Consider the following 17,228-nt stretch of genomic DNA (forward strand, 5'->3'; position numbering starts at 1 on the left):
CTTCTGATTTAAGTGATTAATAACCCGGATTCTGTGTCATCAGTATATTCGCATCCATTTCCGTCTGCGGAATGGGGAACAACAGGCGATTCTTGTTCACACTGTTCTTGCCGATGGATTGCAGGAAACGGATGGCAGACTCTCCATTATTGACGCGGATCATATCGAACCAGCGATGTCCTTCGAACGCCAGTTCCATGCGCCGTTCGTGAATAATCTTCTCACGCATCGCCTCCTGTGACAGACCCGAAACTTCCGGCAACCCGGCACGTTTGCGAACTATATTCAGGGGAGCGGTAGCCTGATCGGGTTGTCCCATTTCATTCAACGCTTCCGCTTTCTTCAGCAAGACGTCCGCATAGCGGTACACAACAAAGTTATTGGGGTTCGTATTGTATTCCGGCGAAATAGTCTTGGACACCAGAAATTTGCGCACGTTATATCCGGTATTGGAATAAGAACTCTTGTAAGTCTTTCCGTCGAAGTCCGGGCAACCTGCATAAAGAACCGTCAGTTCCTTCCGTTTGTCACCTTCTTCATACTGGCTCACAAATTCCTCCGTAGGCTGGTTCCAGCCGTAACTGCCTGCAACAAAGTTCGAGTTACGGGGCCCCATAAAAGTGGAAAGCCAAGAAGATTGACCGTCCGTTCCCCAGAAATCATATTCCGTACTTCCGGAATACTGCACTTCAAACAGAGATTCGGGACCGTTATTGATAGTAGCATCGAAGTTATTTTCATACTTACAGGTGGAAAGGTCGTAACCCAAGTTCGTAATCTCATTGCACAGTTCCACCACGTCTTCATAATAACTCGTATGGTTGGGAGCCAGTGTCAGGTAAATATCCGCCAGCATGGCAAGGGCAGCATCCTTACAGGCACGTCCTTTTTCTTCTTCATTATATTCAGCTTTCGCCGGAAGCAAATCGACCGCATTCTTACAGTCCGAAATGATCTGCTCATAAGTCTGATCCAACGTAGTGCGTGCTATTGCAGTAGATTCACCCGGATTATAAGGTTCCAGACGCAAAGGAACACCACCATACAAACGGGCTAAGATATAATAGTAATGGGCACGAAGGAAATATGCTTCACCCATACAACGGTTCTTTATGCTTTCCGATACGGCCTCGGCCTGCGGAAGACTGGTCAGCACAATGTTGCACTGCCCGATGCCTACCCACGGAGAACGCCACATATACAGGGCCATACCATTATCGCTCTGCGTGATAAAATTGGATGCCTGTATGGTTTCCAGACCGTCCGTACCACCGCCTGCACCTACCAGGCTGTTGCCCGCAACGATATCCAGCGACCACATACGCTGGTTGTAGAGATTGGAAGACTGAAGCGCCTTGTAACAAGCGCTTGTCAGTGCCACGGCCACATCATCGGTCACGGTTGTTTCAGGGTCAACGGCATATTTGGGCGACTTATCCAGGAAGTCGTTACATGATACCAGCATCAATACAGCCAGCACGTATAGTAAGTTTGTTATCTTTTTCATATCCGAATCTATTTAAAAGTTAAAGTTTAATCCTACACTGAATGTACGGGAAATGGGATAACGGGACAGATCAATACCGTTGATATCCACCTCCGGATCGAAACCGGAATACCCGGTAATGGTAGCCACATTCTCACAAGAAAGGGAAAGGCGTGCATTCTCTATCTGCAACTTCTGCAAGCATTGTTTCGGGAAGGTATAAGAGAATGTGATGTTCTTTACACGCAAGTAAGATCCGTCTTCTACAAAGCGGTCAGATACACGGCAGTTCTGATTAGGATCACCGAACACGGCACGCGGCATGGAGTAACTTGTCCCCTCTCCGCGCCAGCGGTTCAGCACATCAGTCGTCTGGTTGTATGCGGCAGCCATACCGACGTTGTCGATATTGTTGGCATTATAAATCTTATTGCCGGCCACTCCCTGAAGGAATATGGAAAGCTCGAATCCTTTATAAGACAAGTTATTGTTCATTGAGAAGAACCAACTGGGATTGGGATTGCCAATCACCGTGCGGTCACTGTCGTTGATGACACCGTCGTTGTTCAAATCCCTGAAACGGATATCGCCCGGTTCAGCTCCCGGCTGCACGGCATGCGCATCCACTTCCGCCTGGTTTTGGAACAAGCCGTCCGTCACGTAGCCGTAGAAGGCATTAATCGGATAGTCTTTTGCCAGCATCGTCACATACGAGTTGTTGATCTGGTTGATATAGTAAGGAACCGCGCTGTTCAGGTCCTTAATCTTATTCTTATTATAAGTGGCGGTCACGTTTGTTTCCCAACCCAGTTCTCCGGTCAGGTTGATGGTGTGCAGACTCATTTCCAAGCCTTGGTTGCGCACTTTACCGGCATTCGTATAAGTGGTGGTGGTATCTTCAAATCCCGATGTGATGGGGATGGATGCCTTCACCAGCATGTCCCTTGTCTCTTTCAGATAAGCATCCAGTGAGAATACGATCCGTGAATTGAACAGGGAAGCATCAAAACCGATATTCGTCTGTGCCACCTCTTCCCAATGGATGTAAGGATTGGCAAGCGTAGAGGAAACCAATGTGGTCTGATTGCCACTCGTTGTTCCGAATGGATATACACTGGTGTTGTAAGATGCCAGGTAACTATAATTGCCGACACTTGCCTGGCTACCCGTCACTCCATATCCTACACGTATTTTCAGGTCGTTCACAATGTCATTCTTCGGGAACCAGCTTTCCTGTGAAATGCGCCATGCGGCAGATACAGAAGGGAAAGTACCCCAACGGTTCTTCTTACCGAAACGACTGGAACCATCACGACGAATAGTTGCCGTCAGCATATAGCGGTCTTCGTAAGAGTAGTTGATACGTGCCATGTAAGAGAGCAATGCCCATTCATTGGAACTGCCTCCAATAGCGTACATCTCCTGACCGTTATCCATTTCATGCACATTATCGAACATGAAGACGTTCTTCTGAGCATTCAGGTAATCATTCTCATTCCACTGTGCAGACGAACCCGCCATTACTCCCACACGATGCTTTTCTGCAAAGGTATAGTCGAACAGGAAATAGTTATCCCACAGGTAAGTGAATGATTTATTATCGCTTTTGTAACGTGAAGTTTCTTCCGTCGGAATAGGCTTCCAATTATATTTCGGCGTGAAGTTATCGATGAACCAGAATTTGGCATCGTAACCGAAAGTACTCTTGAATTTCAGCCATTTGGTAAAAGTCAGTTCCGCCGTCAGGTTGGCAAGGAAGTTATAACCTTTCGTCTGACTCTTGTTCAGTTGCGTAGGTCCTATCGGGTTGCGGATGCTACCGTACCATTCCGAATTACCTTCCGGCCCACTCCATGAACCGTCTTCATTCTTCACCGGAAGAACGGGAAGAGCCTTCAGCGCATCACCGATATTATAGCTGCCCGAATCCTTCGTATCAGTACTGAAAGTGATATTATTGGAGAACTTCAACCACTTCAGCACCTGTGCGTCGCTGTTGGACTGAAACGTAAAACGGCGATAGTTTACACTGCGCACCGTACCTGACTGATCGAGAAAACCACCGGACACATAATAATGGGACTTCTCATTTCCTCCGGAATAACTTACCGTATAGTTCTGCATCACACCCGTGCGCAGCAATTCGTCCATCCAGTCAGTACCTGCACCCAGTTCCGAAGGATTTGCCCAATTCGGGTTCGGGTTGCGACCGCTGTTCACCATCATATCATTACTCAAATCGGCATACTGGCTTGCGCTTAGCAAAGAAGGAACGTTCGTGGCGTTCTGGAAAGCACAATTAGCGGATACCGACAATTTGCCTTTCCCTTCCGTTCCGCGCTTAGTGGTAATCATCACTACCCCATTGGCTCCACGCGAACCGTAAATGGCTGTAGCCGATGCGTCTTTCAATACGTCCAAGCGTTCCACATCCGCCATGTTCAGTGAAGACAAACCCAAGTCGGTAGGCACACCGTCAATCACCACCAGCGGATCGCAGTTGTTAATGGAACCCAGACCACGAATCTTGATAGATACATTGTCACCGGGCTTTCCGGCATCCACTACCTGCACACCGGAGATGCGGCCCTGAATGGCTTGTCCCAGATTAGAAACGGGGGCATTTTTGATGTCCTTGCTTCCCAAAGAGGAAACAGCACCGGTAAGATCACTTTTCTTCATGGTTCCATAACCGATGACCACCACTTCGTCGAGCATTTCACTGTCTTCCGAGAGTGTTACCATAATCTGTTTCTGCCCTTTCACGGGAACTTCCAAAGACTTATAGCCCACGAATGAAACTACTATAACGGCATCCGAAGGCACATTCAGCGAGAAGTCGCCATCAATACCCGTTATCGTACCGTTCGTTGTGTTCTTCTGCACCACACTGGCACCGATAACGGTTTCTCCGGTCTGGTCTTTCACTACACCTTGTACTGTGATTTGCTGTGCGAACATGCACATCGGAAGTAACATTCCTATCAGACAAACCATGATTCGAAGCCTGATCGGCATTTTGTACTTTTGCATAATATAAGAGTTTAAAGTTAGTAATAAAAATATAGATTCACATGCATTTGTCCCCTCTGTGAAGGAACAATGCAAATGTATCTGATAAGAGGAAGCAATAAGGGGGAAAAGAGTGAAAAAGTAGTAGTTTTAGGCGTTTTACAAGGCATAAAACGCTGATAATAAACATTATCAAGAAGACACATTGTGCCAAAAAAAGTAGTAAAAATATAAGCGTAAAAAAGACACTTATATGCCTTAAAAGTGTGGTTTTAGTCTCTCGACTTACCTATTTTCATTACTTCCTGTTCCAGTTGGTCACGGTCGCCCGCAGCTTTATTACGAACTTTGGTACGGTAATTATAAATGGTAGTCACAGAATAGCGCAGGAATTGGGCAATCTTCACACTGTCGGTAATTCCCAAACGGATAAGGGCGAAGATACGCAGTTCGGTACTCATTCGTTCGTTGGCCTTGGGGTAAATCTGCTCCCCTTCAGCAAGCAGGGTGTTGAAGTCTTCTACAAAAGTGGGAAACAGTTGCAAGAAGGTATTATCAAAATTGGCATAAAACTCTTTCAGCTCCTCTTCTATGAACTTGGAAGATTTGATGTTTTTGTATAGCTCATCTACCTTGCCCGTAGCGGCTATCTTGCCCAGCGAACGGCGATAGTTGTCCATCTTTTCCAGATATACGGAACACTGGTCCATATAGCGGCCGATGTATTCCTCTTTCAGGTAGGAGTTTTCGGCAATGATGTGGTTGGCTTCTTTCAGTTGCAGATTGTAGCGGTGGAGTTCTTCATTCAATTCTTTCAGACGCTTGTTGGCATTTATCACTTCATGGCGTGCAGCTGCTACGCGTTTCATCTGCTTATACACATAGAAGATTGCGATCAGTAGGAAAATGGACAGCAGGCTGATAGAGATTAACGCCCATTTCATTTGTTCCTGTTGTTTTTCAGCCTTTTGCTGGTAAGTGTCGTTGATGAGGGGGAAGATTTGCAGGATTTCCAGAATACGTAACCGGGCGTTGCAGAACACGGCATCGTCCATACACAGTTTCAGATACGAATAGGCACGGTCTATGTCTCCTTCCTGATAGAGCAACACAGCCAGTTTCCTCAAAGAAATATATTCGCGCACTGCGGACTTCATGTCTGCAATGGAGGAAAGAATCAAATACTCCTTCTCTTTTTCGGTGTCTTCTTTCAGGCGGTATGACTCTGATAAAGTGTAGGCACAGATGGCCACATCGTGCACATTGTCTATCTGTCCCGCCAGGTAGTCGGTCAATAACTGGATGGCTTTATCGAACTCACCCCGCACATTATGCTGGTCGGACTGAATCAGCGTGTACACCAGAAGATTGTCTTTGTTGACCAGTAGCAGAGAATCACGGTATCTATCCGTTATCTCGGCATAGAGTTTTTTCTCCTGTTCCGTAACGGCATAATCGGCCATGAGGCCATAGACGGTACGATAAATATGGTAATAATATGGGTGGAGTTCATCCGGCAGTTGATTGATTTGTACGTTGTGCATCAAGTCGATTGCTTCTTTATACATGCCTGCCGTGCCCATAATCTCAGCAGTGTTCATGAGGGCGTTGTCCTGATGTTCCTTGTTTTTCAGTCGCAGGGCTACCTGGTATCTCTCACGTGAGATGTAGAGCGAAGAGTCGGTGTTGTAGGAACGATATTCATCCAGATATTCCCCCAATAGGGCAAAGCGGTTTTCATCAGAAATACGTTGTCTCAAGGCTCGTCTCAGGTCGTTCAGCTTCTTTTCTTTTTGCTCGATGTATACAGGGCGGTTTTGAATTACATGGTCCAGTTGGGATAAGAGGGAGTCTACAACATTGTTGGCGGCATGGAGCTGACACATACATACACAGCATAATATATATAAGAATGTGAGTATTTTCTTCATCTGAGTTTCGATTGGTTAAAGGTTACTTCTACAAGAAGTTCTATGCAAAAATAAGTAAAATTTAATAGAATCCCATGCGGATAGCACTTAAATCAGAATATCTTTAAAGGTAAAGCATTACTTGTCAAATAACATTCATCAATCCCCAGTGTTAGTAAACCGTCCTTCCGGCAGGGCTACACCCTTTCTCCCAGATGGCTACACCCTTTGGAGGTAATGGCTACACCATCCGCAAGAAAGGGTGTAGCCCTGTAAAAGTTGTACCACAACTATCTCCTGAGCGGATATAGACCGTTTTTACTATATTCCGTCCCGACATTATCATGTAACATTTTCATACTTCCGAAAGTTCTTTTAAAAAGGGCTTCTTTAAATGACTGTTAGTTGGTACGGAATTAGGAAATATCTTTTTGATGACCCGTGCAGGATTACCGGCCACAATTGTCATCGCAGGAACATCCTTTGTCACCACACTACCGGCTCCCACAATGGCTCCGTAACCAATCTTAACGCCCGGTAGTATCGTGGAATTTATACCTATCCAAACCTTGTCTTCAATCACAATCGGGCGACCATATGTGGCACTACGGTTCTCCGGATTCACGTCATGGTTAATCGTAATCAGATTCACTTTCGGTCCGATAAACACCTCATTGCCTATCGTAATTCCACCTCGTCCGAAAAACGTGCAGCATTGCTGGATAAAGCATCCTTTACCGATAGTTACAGGCTTTCCGTAATCGATGTAGAGTGGCGGCAGAACGGTGGTACTTGCATCCAGTTCCTTATCCAAAATACGTCCCATATATTCATGCACTACTTCGGGAGTGTGATAACCTGTATTCATTTCGGTTGCAGTCTTCATTGTGGCGAAGATGTCAGTTATCAGTTCGTCATAGCCCGGTTCATTAGGTGAAACCATCTCACCGCTTAGATCTTTTGCAAAAATATCGTTCATAGCTTATTTGTTTTTAATATTCTGCGACAAAGGTACGTGAAACAGGATACATGGACTTTGTTGCACGGCTCAAAGTATTTTGTTCGGAAGGTCATAAATAAAGATACTCTGCATCCACCTCTCCTTATCAACTCGTGCGCGGCTTCAAGACGGCGTTGTATCAACCATTTCTGCGGAGAGAGGTTGTATATTTCCTGAAATCCCGTTTGAACGTGGAGAGACTGCGTCCCGTGTTGGCTATTTCTTCTATTGACAGATCATTCATGTAATTTCGTTCTAAAAATTCAAGAATATCAATCTTCCAAGGATCGATAAAGTCAAAAATGGAGGCATAAAGGTTTTTACTGGTATTGAGCAGTACACGAAGCCCCTCAGTCATTTTCAATTGGAGTAACTTATCTGTAGTCTGAATGTTTGAATTGAAATAAGGAGTCATAGACTCGAACAAACTTACAATATCGGGGCGATTGGATGGTAGTTTGCAAAGACTTACTTCGAGATTACTCCCGAATGAATTGAATGGGCAACAGAATTAGCGCAAACCAAATATAAAACACCTCACATCATTGAATTAAGCCATAAAACCGATACGGATGACCAGATTTATTTAGAAGGGCTGACCAACGTTATTTTCGATAAACTTAATATAGATTTAAACGATATACCTACGATATGTAAATGCTATGGCATCTATCTTATAAGGCAAGGATTTGCTGAGAATAAAGATGTATATGAAATATTAACCCAGCTTGCCAACCTGTTTATAGTGACAAATTACTATGTATTTTACGATTTCTACACTCTTTACTTAGCATATACAGAACTAAAAAAAGAAGGAGAACAAAATTATTGGGATGGATTAGATTTCAAGAATAAGGAAGAATATATCTGGAACAATGGATAAAAAATTCCAGTAGTCAACTTTATAACAAATGGAATGAGAAATCTAAATTTCGAAAAACGGCAGAAATATATTTATTCAACCAATATACCTATTGGCTATATATTAGAGTTTATGGTAATTCGCACTTCAGCGCACGCGCGTATGTGCGCATATACAAAAACTAATCTACAAGAACTCTATTATAAAAGTTATGGGGAATACTACTGAAACGCAAACCATAGCTTATACCAATGTCACAACTTCAGCTTTAAGATTACTTGGATTACCACTAAAGAAAACTGTAAAGAAAGAAGAGGGTAAGAAATCTCCTTGGATAGAACAAATAGATATTACTTACGATTCCCAATACAACATAGCAAAAAAAGTTTCTTCAGTTAATACTACATATACCACTTTAGAAGAGAGTTATACTTATGATTCTTTTGGCAATGTTTTGACAAAATCAGGTAAACCGTACACGTCTACGAACCCATTAACTACTAGTTATAAGTACTCCGCAAATGGAAAATTTCTTTCGGAAATGACAAACTCGTATGGATTTAAGACAACTTATGCTTATGATGGACGGGGAAAAATGATTCAGGAAAAGAATCACAAAAATAAGATTACTCTGTATGAATATGATAATATGGGTAATTTAATCAAGACAACGTATCCTGATAATGTGGTTGAAACTAATGATATATCATGGGCACAATCTGTTCCACAAGCTTTATATTCTGTTGTGAAGTCATCTACTTTAAGTCCTACTACTACCTATTATAATATTTTTGATAAGGTTGTTAGATTAGGAACTACGCAGTTTGACGGTAAAATAGTATATACAGACTTTTATTATGACCGGAACTGCTTATTACAAAAAGAATCTTTACCATTTGTAGGTACTTCGGCAACACTATGGAATACCTATACATATGATGAATTTGACCGTCCGGTGAAGATACAATATGCATCTGGTAAAGAAGATCTCTTCAGTTATGCCGGAACATCCATTACAGAAACCAAAAACGGAATAACAACAACTCGCACAATTAATGATTTGGGTAAACTGGCAAAAGTCAGTGATGAATCCGGTAGTATCACCTATAGTTACCTGACTAATGGAAATCCTGATTCTATTCGTATATCGAATGAAATTTATACAACTTTCACCTATGATACATATGGCAGATTGGTTAGTATAGCCGACCCGTCAGCGGGAACAATTACTTATGGATATGACAGTTATGGTAACAGGAGCACGGAAACGGATGCAAGAGGGAAAACTGTTAGTTCAACGTTTGATAAGTTTGGCAAGGTTTTAAAACGAATTACTCCGGAAACCACATTTACTTATACATATAATTCAGACCAATTGTTGTCTTCTATCTCAGGAACGAACAGTACTTCTTTTACTTATACATATGATGGTTACGGCAATATACTAACGGAAAAAGAAGTAGGGATAGATAGTAAATGGTTACAGAAAAATTATTCATATATCAATGGAAGAATAACGGGAACAACTTATGTGTCTCAAACAGAAACGATAGCTTCGGAAAATTACACTTATACCAATAACCATCTTAAAACTGTCAAAATAGGAAATGTCCCTATTTGGGATTTACAGGCAATAGATGTTTTCGGCCATCCTACTAAAATTGTAACCGGAAATATAACGCGGAATTATACTTATGATGGGTATGGTTTCCCTACTGGGAGAACGGCCTCGTCAACAGCAAGTGGCACTTTCTTAAATAGTACTTTTGATTTTGAATCGGTTAATGGAAATTTGAATTCCCGCAAAGATGTAACAAGAAACCTCACTGAGAATTTTACATATGACGGTTTGAATCGTTTGACAGGTTATAAAAATGCAACAATTTCTTACAATAACTTGGGTAATATTATGTCAAAAAGCGATGCTGGCACGTTAGGATATGACAAATATAAAGTACAAACTATCACACCGATTAGCGGACTGTCCAATACGCTGTCTAAGCAGCAGGATATTACTTATACGTCTTTCATGCGCCCCAATTCGATTACGGGAAATGACTATCAAGCTACATTTTCGTATAATGCGGACAACCAGCGTGTAAAGATGCAGATTAAAAAGGGCGGAAATAATTATCTGACACGCTACTATCTTGGGAATGTTTATGAAATTGATAATAAAGTTGGAGAAACCAAAGAAAAGTTGTACTTTGGTGGCAATTATTATGATGCTTATGCGGTCTACGTCAAACAGAATGGTGTCTGGCAACTGAATTACATTTGTCGGGACTATCTGGGAAGCATTACTCACGTCACAAATAGCACAGGCGCTTTACTGGCTGAATATAGTTATGATGCATGGGGAAGGTTGCGTAATCCGGTAAACCAATCGGTTAATGCGCCAGAAACGGAACCCGAGCTTATGTTAGGACGTGGATATACTGGTCATGAACATTTAGCGGTCTTTGGTTTAGTTAATATGAATGCCCGGTTATATGATCCGATTCTTGGGCGTTTTCTTTCTCCGGATCCATATGTACAGTTGCCTGATAATCTACAAGGATTTAATCGTTATACATATGGTATGAATAATCCATTATGCTATGTAGATGAGAATGGTGAATTCTGGTGGTTCGTAGCTGCTGCTGTAGTTGGAGGAATCATAAATGTCGCAACGAATTGGAATAATATAGATAATTTCTGGCAAGGACTGGGATATTTTGGTGTTGGTGCCGCTGCTGGTGCTCTTGGATATGCAACAGGGGGAGCTGTAACCGGTGTTTTAGAAGGTTTAGCCGGAGTCGCAGGAGGTGCTGCTGTTGGAATGGCAGCAGGAGCAGCGTCTGGTTTTGTACTTGGAGGTGGTAATGCGATTATGGCTGGGGGGAATTTTACGGATTTCATGACAGGTGCAACAACAGGGATGTTCTATGGAGCGGCAACAGGGGCAGCGTCCGGAGCAATAGTCGGAGGGGCGATTTCTTATTTCCAGGGAAAAAATGTGTGGACTGGAGCAGATATCGCACAAGGTCGGAACCCATTCTCTGTAAAGAATACACCGATTGGCAATATAGAGCATCCTGAATCTCCAATAGCACTTCCGGAAGAATTGCCGAATGCAGCTTCTACAGAAGTGTCTCCAACAACATTAAATGATTCTCCAACAACATTGACTCATTATACAACGGAGCAAGGATATAACAGTATAATGGAGAGTGGAGAATTGCTACCATCAACTGGACCGGTCCATGCAAGATTTGGTGATGGACAGTATTTAACGGATATAAACTCTTTGGATTTTACGGCTGGGCAGGTCTCTAGACGTTTGTATGGCGTTCCTTGGAAGGCTAATTCATTGACTCATTATATAAAGATTGACGTAACAGGATTAAATGTAATAAAGAATATGTCACATAATTTTCTTATACCTAATAATCAACCGCTAAATATTAGCAATAGAATTTTGGATGGTGGTATTACTATTTTTAAAATAAAATTTTAATATGAATGATTGTTTCATAAAAAAATATTGGAAAGAAGAAGATATATTGTTTTATCTTCATTTTCATAATAAATTAGTTGTTAGACAAATAGAAGTGTTATCGGGAGAAACTGTTTGTTTAACAATAGAAAGCCCTGTTCAGGGAGAACATCTACTATGTGATAAAGAGTTGGATGATTTGTCTCTTGAGGAATCTGATTATATTTCGGAAAAAGAATTTAACAAAGCATGGTCACTACAATTCATTAAAAATAAATAGCAATATGGTAAGATACGTAAATGAAGGGAATATTTTCACTATTAATGGAATTAAGTGCTATGCACATGGTTGTAATTGTGCAGGTGCTATGGGGAAAGGAATTGCGTTGCAATTTAAAATGAAATATCCTAAAATGTACAGGCTATATAAAAAGAAATGTATAGATGGGACGTTTACAGTTGGGGATGTTTTTGAATATGTAACGGGAGATGAACATATCTATAATTTAGGAACTCAAAAGGATTGGAAAACGAAAGCGGATTTGGAAGCCATAAGAAAATCAATTAGTACAATGATGGAGTTGGCTTCTCAAGGTAATGTAAAAGCAATAGCTATGCCTAAAATAGGTGCGGGGTTAGGAGGACTGGATTGGTGTGACGTTAAGGCTATAATTGAGGATATCGCTTTGAAATACTCTGATATAGAACTGGTTGTAGTAGAGAATTATAAGGAGAAAAACACTGATTGTCAATAACAGAACGTGTAATACAAAGCTTTTAACGAAGCAGTAGTGTATTATATCATAAAAAATCCGTAGTGAGTTCTATGATAGTGAACAACAAAGTAAATTGTATAATTATTTTCTGGTAATTGAATAAAAAATATAATCTTTTATAGATAATTTGGAATAGAACATTAGATAAAATGAAGAGTCTGTTTGGGACAAAATTATTGGTTGTATTATTTTAATTTTTCATATAAAAATATTAAGACACTAGAATTAAGCATTATTTTTAATGAAAGAACAAAAAAAGAAAATACAGTTATTATTGGAAGAACATTTTTCCCAATATGGGTTCAAGAAAAAGAAGCTCAATAATTATATACGCATTAAAGATGGTAATGTAATACAAGATATTGGCTTTACTACGACAACTCATGGTGAGAGACATGTAATCTATCTGAATCCTGTTGTAGGAGTTATTTACAAGAATGTGGATGAGATAATGGTACAACTTAGAGAAGGAACTAATAGTTGTCTTGAAATGTATACCCCCATGATTTCACTTCCCATCGGTTATCTTATGCCTGAGAACAATTTTAAAGAATGGAAATTCACCATAGATAAAGATGTTAATGAAGATGTTAATAACATGGCAAGAGCTATTATAAACTATGGTTTACCCTATCTTGAAGAATTGTCAAATATGGACCAGGTGATTCACGGGCTTGTAGCTTCGCAGTATTCGTATATCGGAGAAGCAAAAGATTATATTTTACCTGTATTGTACCATTTGCATGGGAACAGTGAACAAGCATTGAAAACAGTAGAGGAGTCTATAAAAAAACGCTCTAAAGATATAAATATAGATGAATACAGGGTAATGCAAGCAATGTATGGTGAGGATGTTATACAAATTCCATCTAATAAAGCTTTAGATTCTTATATGCCATTTGTTGAGAAGTTCAAGCAACTTTTGAAACAAAAAAAGTAATCTTAGAGCCTGTTTAAATTTTGTTCGGAAGGGAGCTATCTCAAAAGTAGGATAGCTCCTTTTCCACTTGAACATGTAGAAGGTCTGACACATATCTGGTTACGAAAAACAAATAAGAAAGAAAAATATCAAGGAGTTTATACGGTTGGCAGTGGTGTTCGCCTCATTACCCTATATCCTTTCCCAAAAAGCAATCAACTTATTCTTGGGAAAGAAAGACCTACCCATAAATTACTGACATGGTATGAGGGATATGTTTCCGAACCTCAAAAAGAAAAAGACAATTGGTATATTGAATTTACAGAAGAAAGCGCAAGAAGAATACCCATTTATATACACCAATGAGACATATTATCTTTTTATAAGACAAAAGAACATAAGAACAAAAATATTTGAGAAATGGAAATAGAGAGCTTAATAAAAACAATTATTCAGCGTGCGTATAATGTAAGAATGCACCTTGCCACTGGTTTTCTTGAAGCTGTTTACCAAAAAGCATTGGTAATTGAGTTAATAGAGAAAGGAATTGATGCAGAAACAGAAGCGCCTATAAATATATATTATTAAGAATATAGTTGTAGGAGAATTCAGAGCAGATATAATTATAGAAAAAAAGATTATCATTGAACTTAAAGCTGTTCAAAATTTTATTCCAATACATGAAACCCAGCCAGTAAATTACTTAACTGCCACTAATACAGATCATGGCTTATTAATAAACTTTGGAGGTGAACGTATCGAAATAAAAAGAAAATTCAGAGAATATAAACATAAAAAATAACTCATAAGAAAAAAATTGTACTTTTGTTCTTATGTCTAAAAAATAAGAATGTCTATTATGGAACAACAAATTCAACTCAACGACCACAACAAACAGGAATACCCACCTATGCATACCTGCGAGCATATAGTCAACCGTACCATGATGAATCTTTTCGGTTGTGGACGGTCAGTATCCGCACATATAGAGAGAAAGAAAAGTAAGCTGGACTATGCTTTGGAAACTGCTCCTACCGAAGAAGATGTGAAACAGCTGGAGGAAGTTGTAAATGCAGTGATTGCGCAAGGATTGGATGTTACCACAGAATTCATCACGCAGGAAGAAGCACAAGGACGCTTTGACTTGAAACGACTGCCGGAAGATGCTTCGGAAACCGTACGCATAGTGAAAGTAGGCGATTATGACGAATGTCTTTGTTTGGGAACGCACGTAAAAAACACCTCTGAAGTAGGAACCTTCAAAGTCATCAGCCACGACTGGAATGAAGAAGCCAAACGATGGAGAATGCGTTTCAAACTGCAATAAACATTCTCATCTGTTTCCAATTGGGTATGCTAATGTTGCATTTGCACGTAAAGTGCTAATTTCCATTTGCCTGTTGCCTATAAAGATTTTATCTTTGCCTGTGAAGGTACAGCTAAATCTAATAATATCATATTAATATGAAGAAAATCATCTTATCCATCTTTATTATGATGGGACTGGCAAATCTCTCGCATGCTCAACAAGGATATCAAAATCCAATCATTCCGGGCTTCCATCCTGACCCGAGTGTTTGCCGTGTTGGCGAAGACTATTACCTGGTCAACAGCAGTTTCTGTTATTTCCCTGGAGTACCCCTGTTTCATAGTAAGGATCTGGTCAACTGGGAACAGATTGGAAATTGCCTGACGCGGGAATCACAGGTAAAGTTAACCAATGCCGGCACATGGGGCGGAATCTACGCCCCTACCATCCGCTACAATGAGGGAGTGTTTTACATGATTACTACCAATGTTTCGGACAAGGGAAATTTTCTGGTTCACACCACTGATCCACGTGGTGAATGGTCAGAACCTGTTTGGATAAAGCAAGGAGGCATCGATCCATCCCTTTATTTTGAAAATGGGAAGTGCTATTTGGTCAGCAATCCGGATGTAGGCATCTATCTGTGCGAAATAAATCCGATGACCGGAGAGCAGTTAAGTGAATCCAAACGTATCTGGAACGGTACGGGCGGACGCCATCCGGAAGGACCACATATTTATAAGAAAGATGGTTGGTACTATCTGCTGATTTCCGAAGGAGGTACTGAATATGGGCACAAGGTAACCATTGCCCGTAGCCGGGATATTGACGGCCTGTATGAGGGTAATCCCGCCAACCCCATCCTGACGCATATAAACAAAAACGCACAGAACAGTCCGATACAGGGAACCGGTCATGCCGATCTGATAGAAGCTCACGATGGTTCGTGGTGGATGGTATGTCTCGCATTCCGTCCGCAAACCGGCTCGCATCATCTGCTGGGGCGCGAAACGTTTATTGCACCTGTACGATGGGATAAGAATGCCTGGCCTGTGGTAAACGGAGATGGAACCATAGCCTTACAGATGGATGCCCCCACTCTTCCACAGCAACCTTTTGTATCGAAAGCTCCCCGCACCACCTTCAATACCGAGAAACTGGGACCGGAATGGATCTATCTGCGCAATCCCAAACAAGAGAACTACATCCTGAACGGTAAGACACTCCGATTGAAAGCAACTTCCGTCAATCTGAACAGTATGGACTCTCCCACTTTCATCGGCCGCAGACAGCAACATATCAGTTTCACAGCCGGAACATCCGTTGAACTACAGAAAGGACAACCGCAGGACGAAGCCGGAATAACGGTATTCATGGAAAATCATTCGCACTATGACCTTTTTGTAAGGCAGGATGCTAAGGAACAGCAGTCTATCATCCTGAGATATCAGTTGGGAGAGCTGAAACATATAGAAAAGGAAATCAATATCCCTCAAGGAAAAGTGCAACTGCAGGTCAAGGGGAATAATGAGTTCTACTCATTCAGCTATTCCACCGCCGGAAATAAATTCCAGGAAATAGCCAAAATGAACACGCGCTACCTCAGTACCGAAACTGCCGGCGGATTTACCGGTATCATATTGGGCTTGTATGCCGTATCCGCCTCCTCAAAGGCACAGGCTGACTTTGATTATTTCGACTATCAGGGAAACGAATAAGCCGGAGGCGAAACATTTCACATTCATAGTATTCGAAAGCAATTTTATATAACAAACATACAAAACGGCATAAAACAAGTAATTTTGTCAGAATTTTAGTGACATTTTGTTAATCAGCGAAACTAAAATCAATTGGCACACGTTTTGCAATTATGTTTGTGAACGACGGTTCAGGAACCGCATGGGAAGTGATTGAAAAATGACTTCCGAAAGCAGCTCAGGACCGGAAGTTCAGAACTAACCGAATGTTTAACTTAAAGGATAGGAGACTAAAATTATGATGCCTGTTAGAAGAACTCAAAATTGGTTACCAAGTATCTTCAATGATTTCTTTGATAACGAATGGATGGAAAAAGCCAATGCAACCGCTCCGGCTATCAACGTGCTGGAAACGGAAAAGGAGTACAAAGTAGAATTGGCTGCTCCGGGAATGACCAAAGATGACTTCAACGTTCATATCGACGAAGACAACAATTTGGTTATCAGCATGGAAAAGAAGACTGAAAACAAGGAGGAAAAGAAAGACGGTCGCTATCTGCGTCGCGAATTCTCATACTCTAAGTTCCAACAGACCATGATATTGCCGGACAATGTGGACAAGGAAAAGATTGCAGCACAAGTAGAAAATGGCGTGCTGAACATTAATCTGCCGAAGTTCTCAGCCGAAGAAAAACAGAAGAATAAGAAATCCATTGAAGTGAAATAAGGTTTCCGGTGAACCCAACAGATGTATTAACCAGAACGGGCAGCTTCTCGCA

11 protein-coding genes and 2 pseudogenes are annotated in these 17,228 nt (G+C 41.2%); 8 read left to right on the plus strand and 5 right to left on the minus strand.

All coding sequences use genetic code 11. From position 1 onward, the window contains the following. Window positions 1-16: 16 nt before the first annotated feature. The 5 genes and pseudogenes from BN161_RS17340 to BN161_RS17360 all read right to left on the minus strand — a co-directional run. On the minus strand, window positions 17-1,507 hold the full coding sequence (locus BN161_RS17340) for a RagB/SusD family nutrient uptake outer membrane protein (RefSeq protein ID WP_044268681.1): 1,491 nt from the start codon (window positions 1,505-1,507) through the stop codon (window positions 17-19). 12 nt (window positions 1,508-1,519) lie between these two features. Beyond that, window positions 1,520-4,519 (minus strand): SusC/RagA family TonB-linked outer membrane protein, encoded by a 3,000-nt coding sequence (locus BN161_RS17345; RefSeq protein ID WP_044268687.1) that lies wholly within the window; start codon window positions 4,517-4,519, stop codon window positions 1,520-1,522. Window positions 4,520-4,770: 251 nt separating this feature from the next. Continuing rightward, complete coding sequence (locus BN161_RS17350; protein WP_044268689.1) at window positions 4,771-6,429, minus strand: DUF6377 domain-containing protein; 1,659 nt, start codon at window positions 6,427-6,429, stop codon at window positions 4,771-4,773. Between the two features lie 334 nt (window positions 6,430-6,763). After that, window positions 6,764-7,387 (minus strand): DapH/DapD/GlmU-related protein, encoded by a 624-nt coding sequence (locus tag BN161_RS17355; protein WP_044268692.1) that lies wholly within the window; start codon window positions 7,385-7,387, stop codon window positions 6,764-6,766. Between the two features lie 101 nt (window positions 7,388-7,488). After that, window positions 7,489-7,883: pseudogene (locus BN161_RS17360) on the minus strand (AraC family transcriptional regulator); the annotation flags it as partial. A 598-nt stretch (window positions 7,884-8,481) separates the two neighbouring features. Between BN161_RS17360 and BN161_RS30845 the strand changes: the two are divergent. The 8 genes and pseudogenes from BN161_RS30845 to BN161_RS17405 all read left to right on the plus strand — a co-directional run bounded on the left by BN161_RS30845 (window position 8,482) and on the right by BN161_RS17405 (window position 17,176). After that, the gene (locus BN161_RS30845; protein ID WP_052356318.1) at window positions 8,482-11,769 is read left to right on the plus strand and encodes an HYD1 signature containing ADP-ribosyltransferase family protein; all 3,288 of its coding nucleotides are present in this window, start codon (window positions 8,482-8,484) and stop codon (window positions 11,767-11,769) included. Between the two features lies 1 nt (window position 11,770). Then, complete coding sequence (locus tag BN161_RS17375) at window positions 11,771-12,028, plus strand: hypothetical protein (protein ID WP_044268695.1); 258 nt, start codon at window positions 11,771-11,773, stop codon at window positions 12,026-12,028. Between the two features lie 4 nt (window positions 12,029-12,032). Then, on the plus strand, window positions 12,033-12,503 hold the full coding sequence (locus tag BN161_RS17380) for a macro domain-containing protein (protein WP_044268698.1): 471 nt from the start codon (window positions 12,033-12,035) through the stop codon (window positions 12,501-12,503). A 262-nt stretch (window positions 12,504-12,765) separates the two neighbouring features. Then, complete coding sequence (locus BN161_RS17385) at window positions 12,766-13,464, plus strand: DUF4304 domain-containing protein (RefSeq protein WP_044268701.1); 699 nt, start codon at window positions 12,766-12,768, stop codon at window positions 13,462-13,464. Window positions 13,465-13,863: 399 nt separating this feature from the next. After that, window positions 13,864-14,245 (plus strand): annotated as a pseudogene (locus BN161_RS17390) (GxxExxY protein). 57 nt (window positions 14,246-14,302) lie between these two features. After that, on the plus strand, window positions 14,303-14,770 hold the full coding sequence (locus BN161_RS17395) for an alanyl-tRNA editing protein (RefSeq protein ID WP_044268764.1): 468 nt from the start codon (window positions 14,303-14,305) through the stop codon (window positions 14,768-14,770). Between the two features lie 137 nt (window positions 14,771-14,907). Further along, complete coding sequence (locus BN161_RS17400; RefSeq protein WP_044268704.1) at window positions 14,908-16,470, plus strand: glycoside hydrolase family 43 protein; 1,563 nt, start codon at window positions 14,908-14,910, stop codon at window positions 16,468-16,470. 277 nt (window positions 16,471-16,747) lie between these two features. After that, window positions 16,748-17,176, plus strand: a complete 429-nt coding sequence (locus BN161_RS17405) for an Hsp20/alpha crystallin family protein (RefSeq protein WP_007214301.1) — start codon at window positions 16,748-16,750, stop codon at window positions 17,174-17,176. Window positions 17,177-17,228 lie beyond the last annotated feature (52 nt).

Source organism: Bacteroides timonensis, from assembly GCF_000513195.1.
In the GTDB taxonomy this organism is placed as follows: Bacteria; Bacteroidota; Bacteroidia; order Bacteroidales; family Bacteroidaceae; genus Bacteroides; species Bacteroides timonensis.

Bases quoted from the DNA above. Each gene is read 5' to 3' on its own strand.
- BN161_RS17340 (WP_044268681.1), bottom strand. From the start codon at position 1,507: ATGAAAAAGATAACAAACTTACTATACGTGCTGGCTGTATTGATGCTG.
- BN161_RS17345 (WP_044268687.1), bottom strand. From the start codon at position 4,519: ATGCAAAAGTACAAAATGCCGATCAGGCTTCGAATCATGGTTTGTCTG.
- BN161_RS17350 (WP_044268689.1), bottom strand. From the start codon at position 6,429: ATGAAGAAAATACTCACATTCTTATATATATTATGCTGTGTATGTATG.
- BN161_RS17355 (WP_044268692.1), bottom strand. From the start codon at position 7,387: ATGAACGATATTTTTGCAAAAGATCTAAGCGGTGAGATGGTTTCACCT.
- BN161_RS30845 (WP_052356318.1), top strand. From the start codon at position 8,482: ATGGGGAATACTACTGAAACGCAAACCATAGCTTATACCAATGTCACA.
- BN161_RS17375 (WP_044268695.1), top strand. From the start codon at position 11,771: ATGAATGATTGTTTCATAAAAAAATATTGGAAAGAAGAAGATATATTG.
- BN161_RS17380 (WP_044268698.1), top strand. From the start codon at position 12,033: ATGGTAAGATACGTAAATGAAGGGAATATTTTCACTATTAATGGAATT.
- BN161_RS17385 (WP_044268701.1), top strand. From the start codon at position 12,766: ATGAAAGAACAAAAAAAGAAAATACAGTTATTATTGGAAGAACATTTT.
- BN161_RS17395 (WP_044268764.1), top strand. From the start codon at position 14,303: ATGGAACAACAAATTCAACTCAACGACCACAACAAACAGGAATACCCA.
- BN161_RS17400 (WP_044268704.1), top strand. From the start codon at position 14,908: ATGAAGAAAATCATCTTATCCATCTTTATTATGATGGGACTGGCAAAT.
- BN161_RS17405 (WP_007214301.1), top strand. From the start codon at position 16,748: ATGATGCCTGTTAGAAGAACTCAAAATTGGTTACCAAGTATCTTCAAT.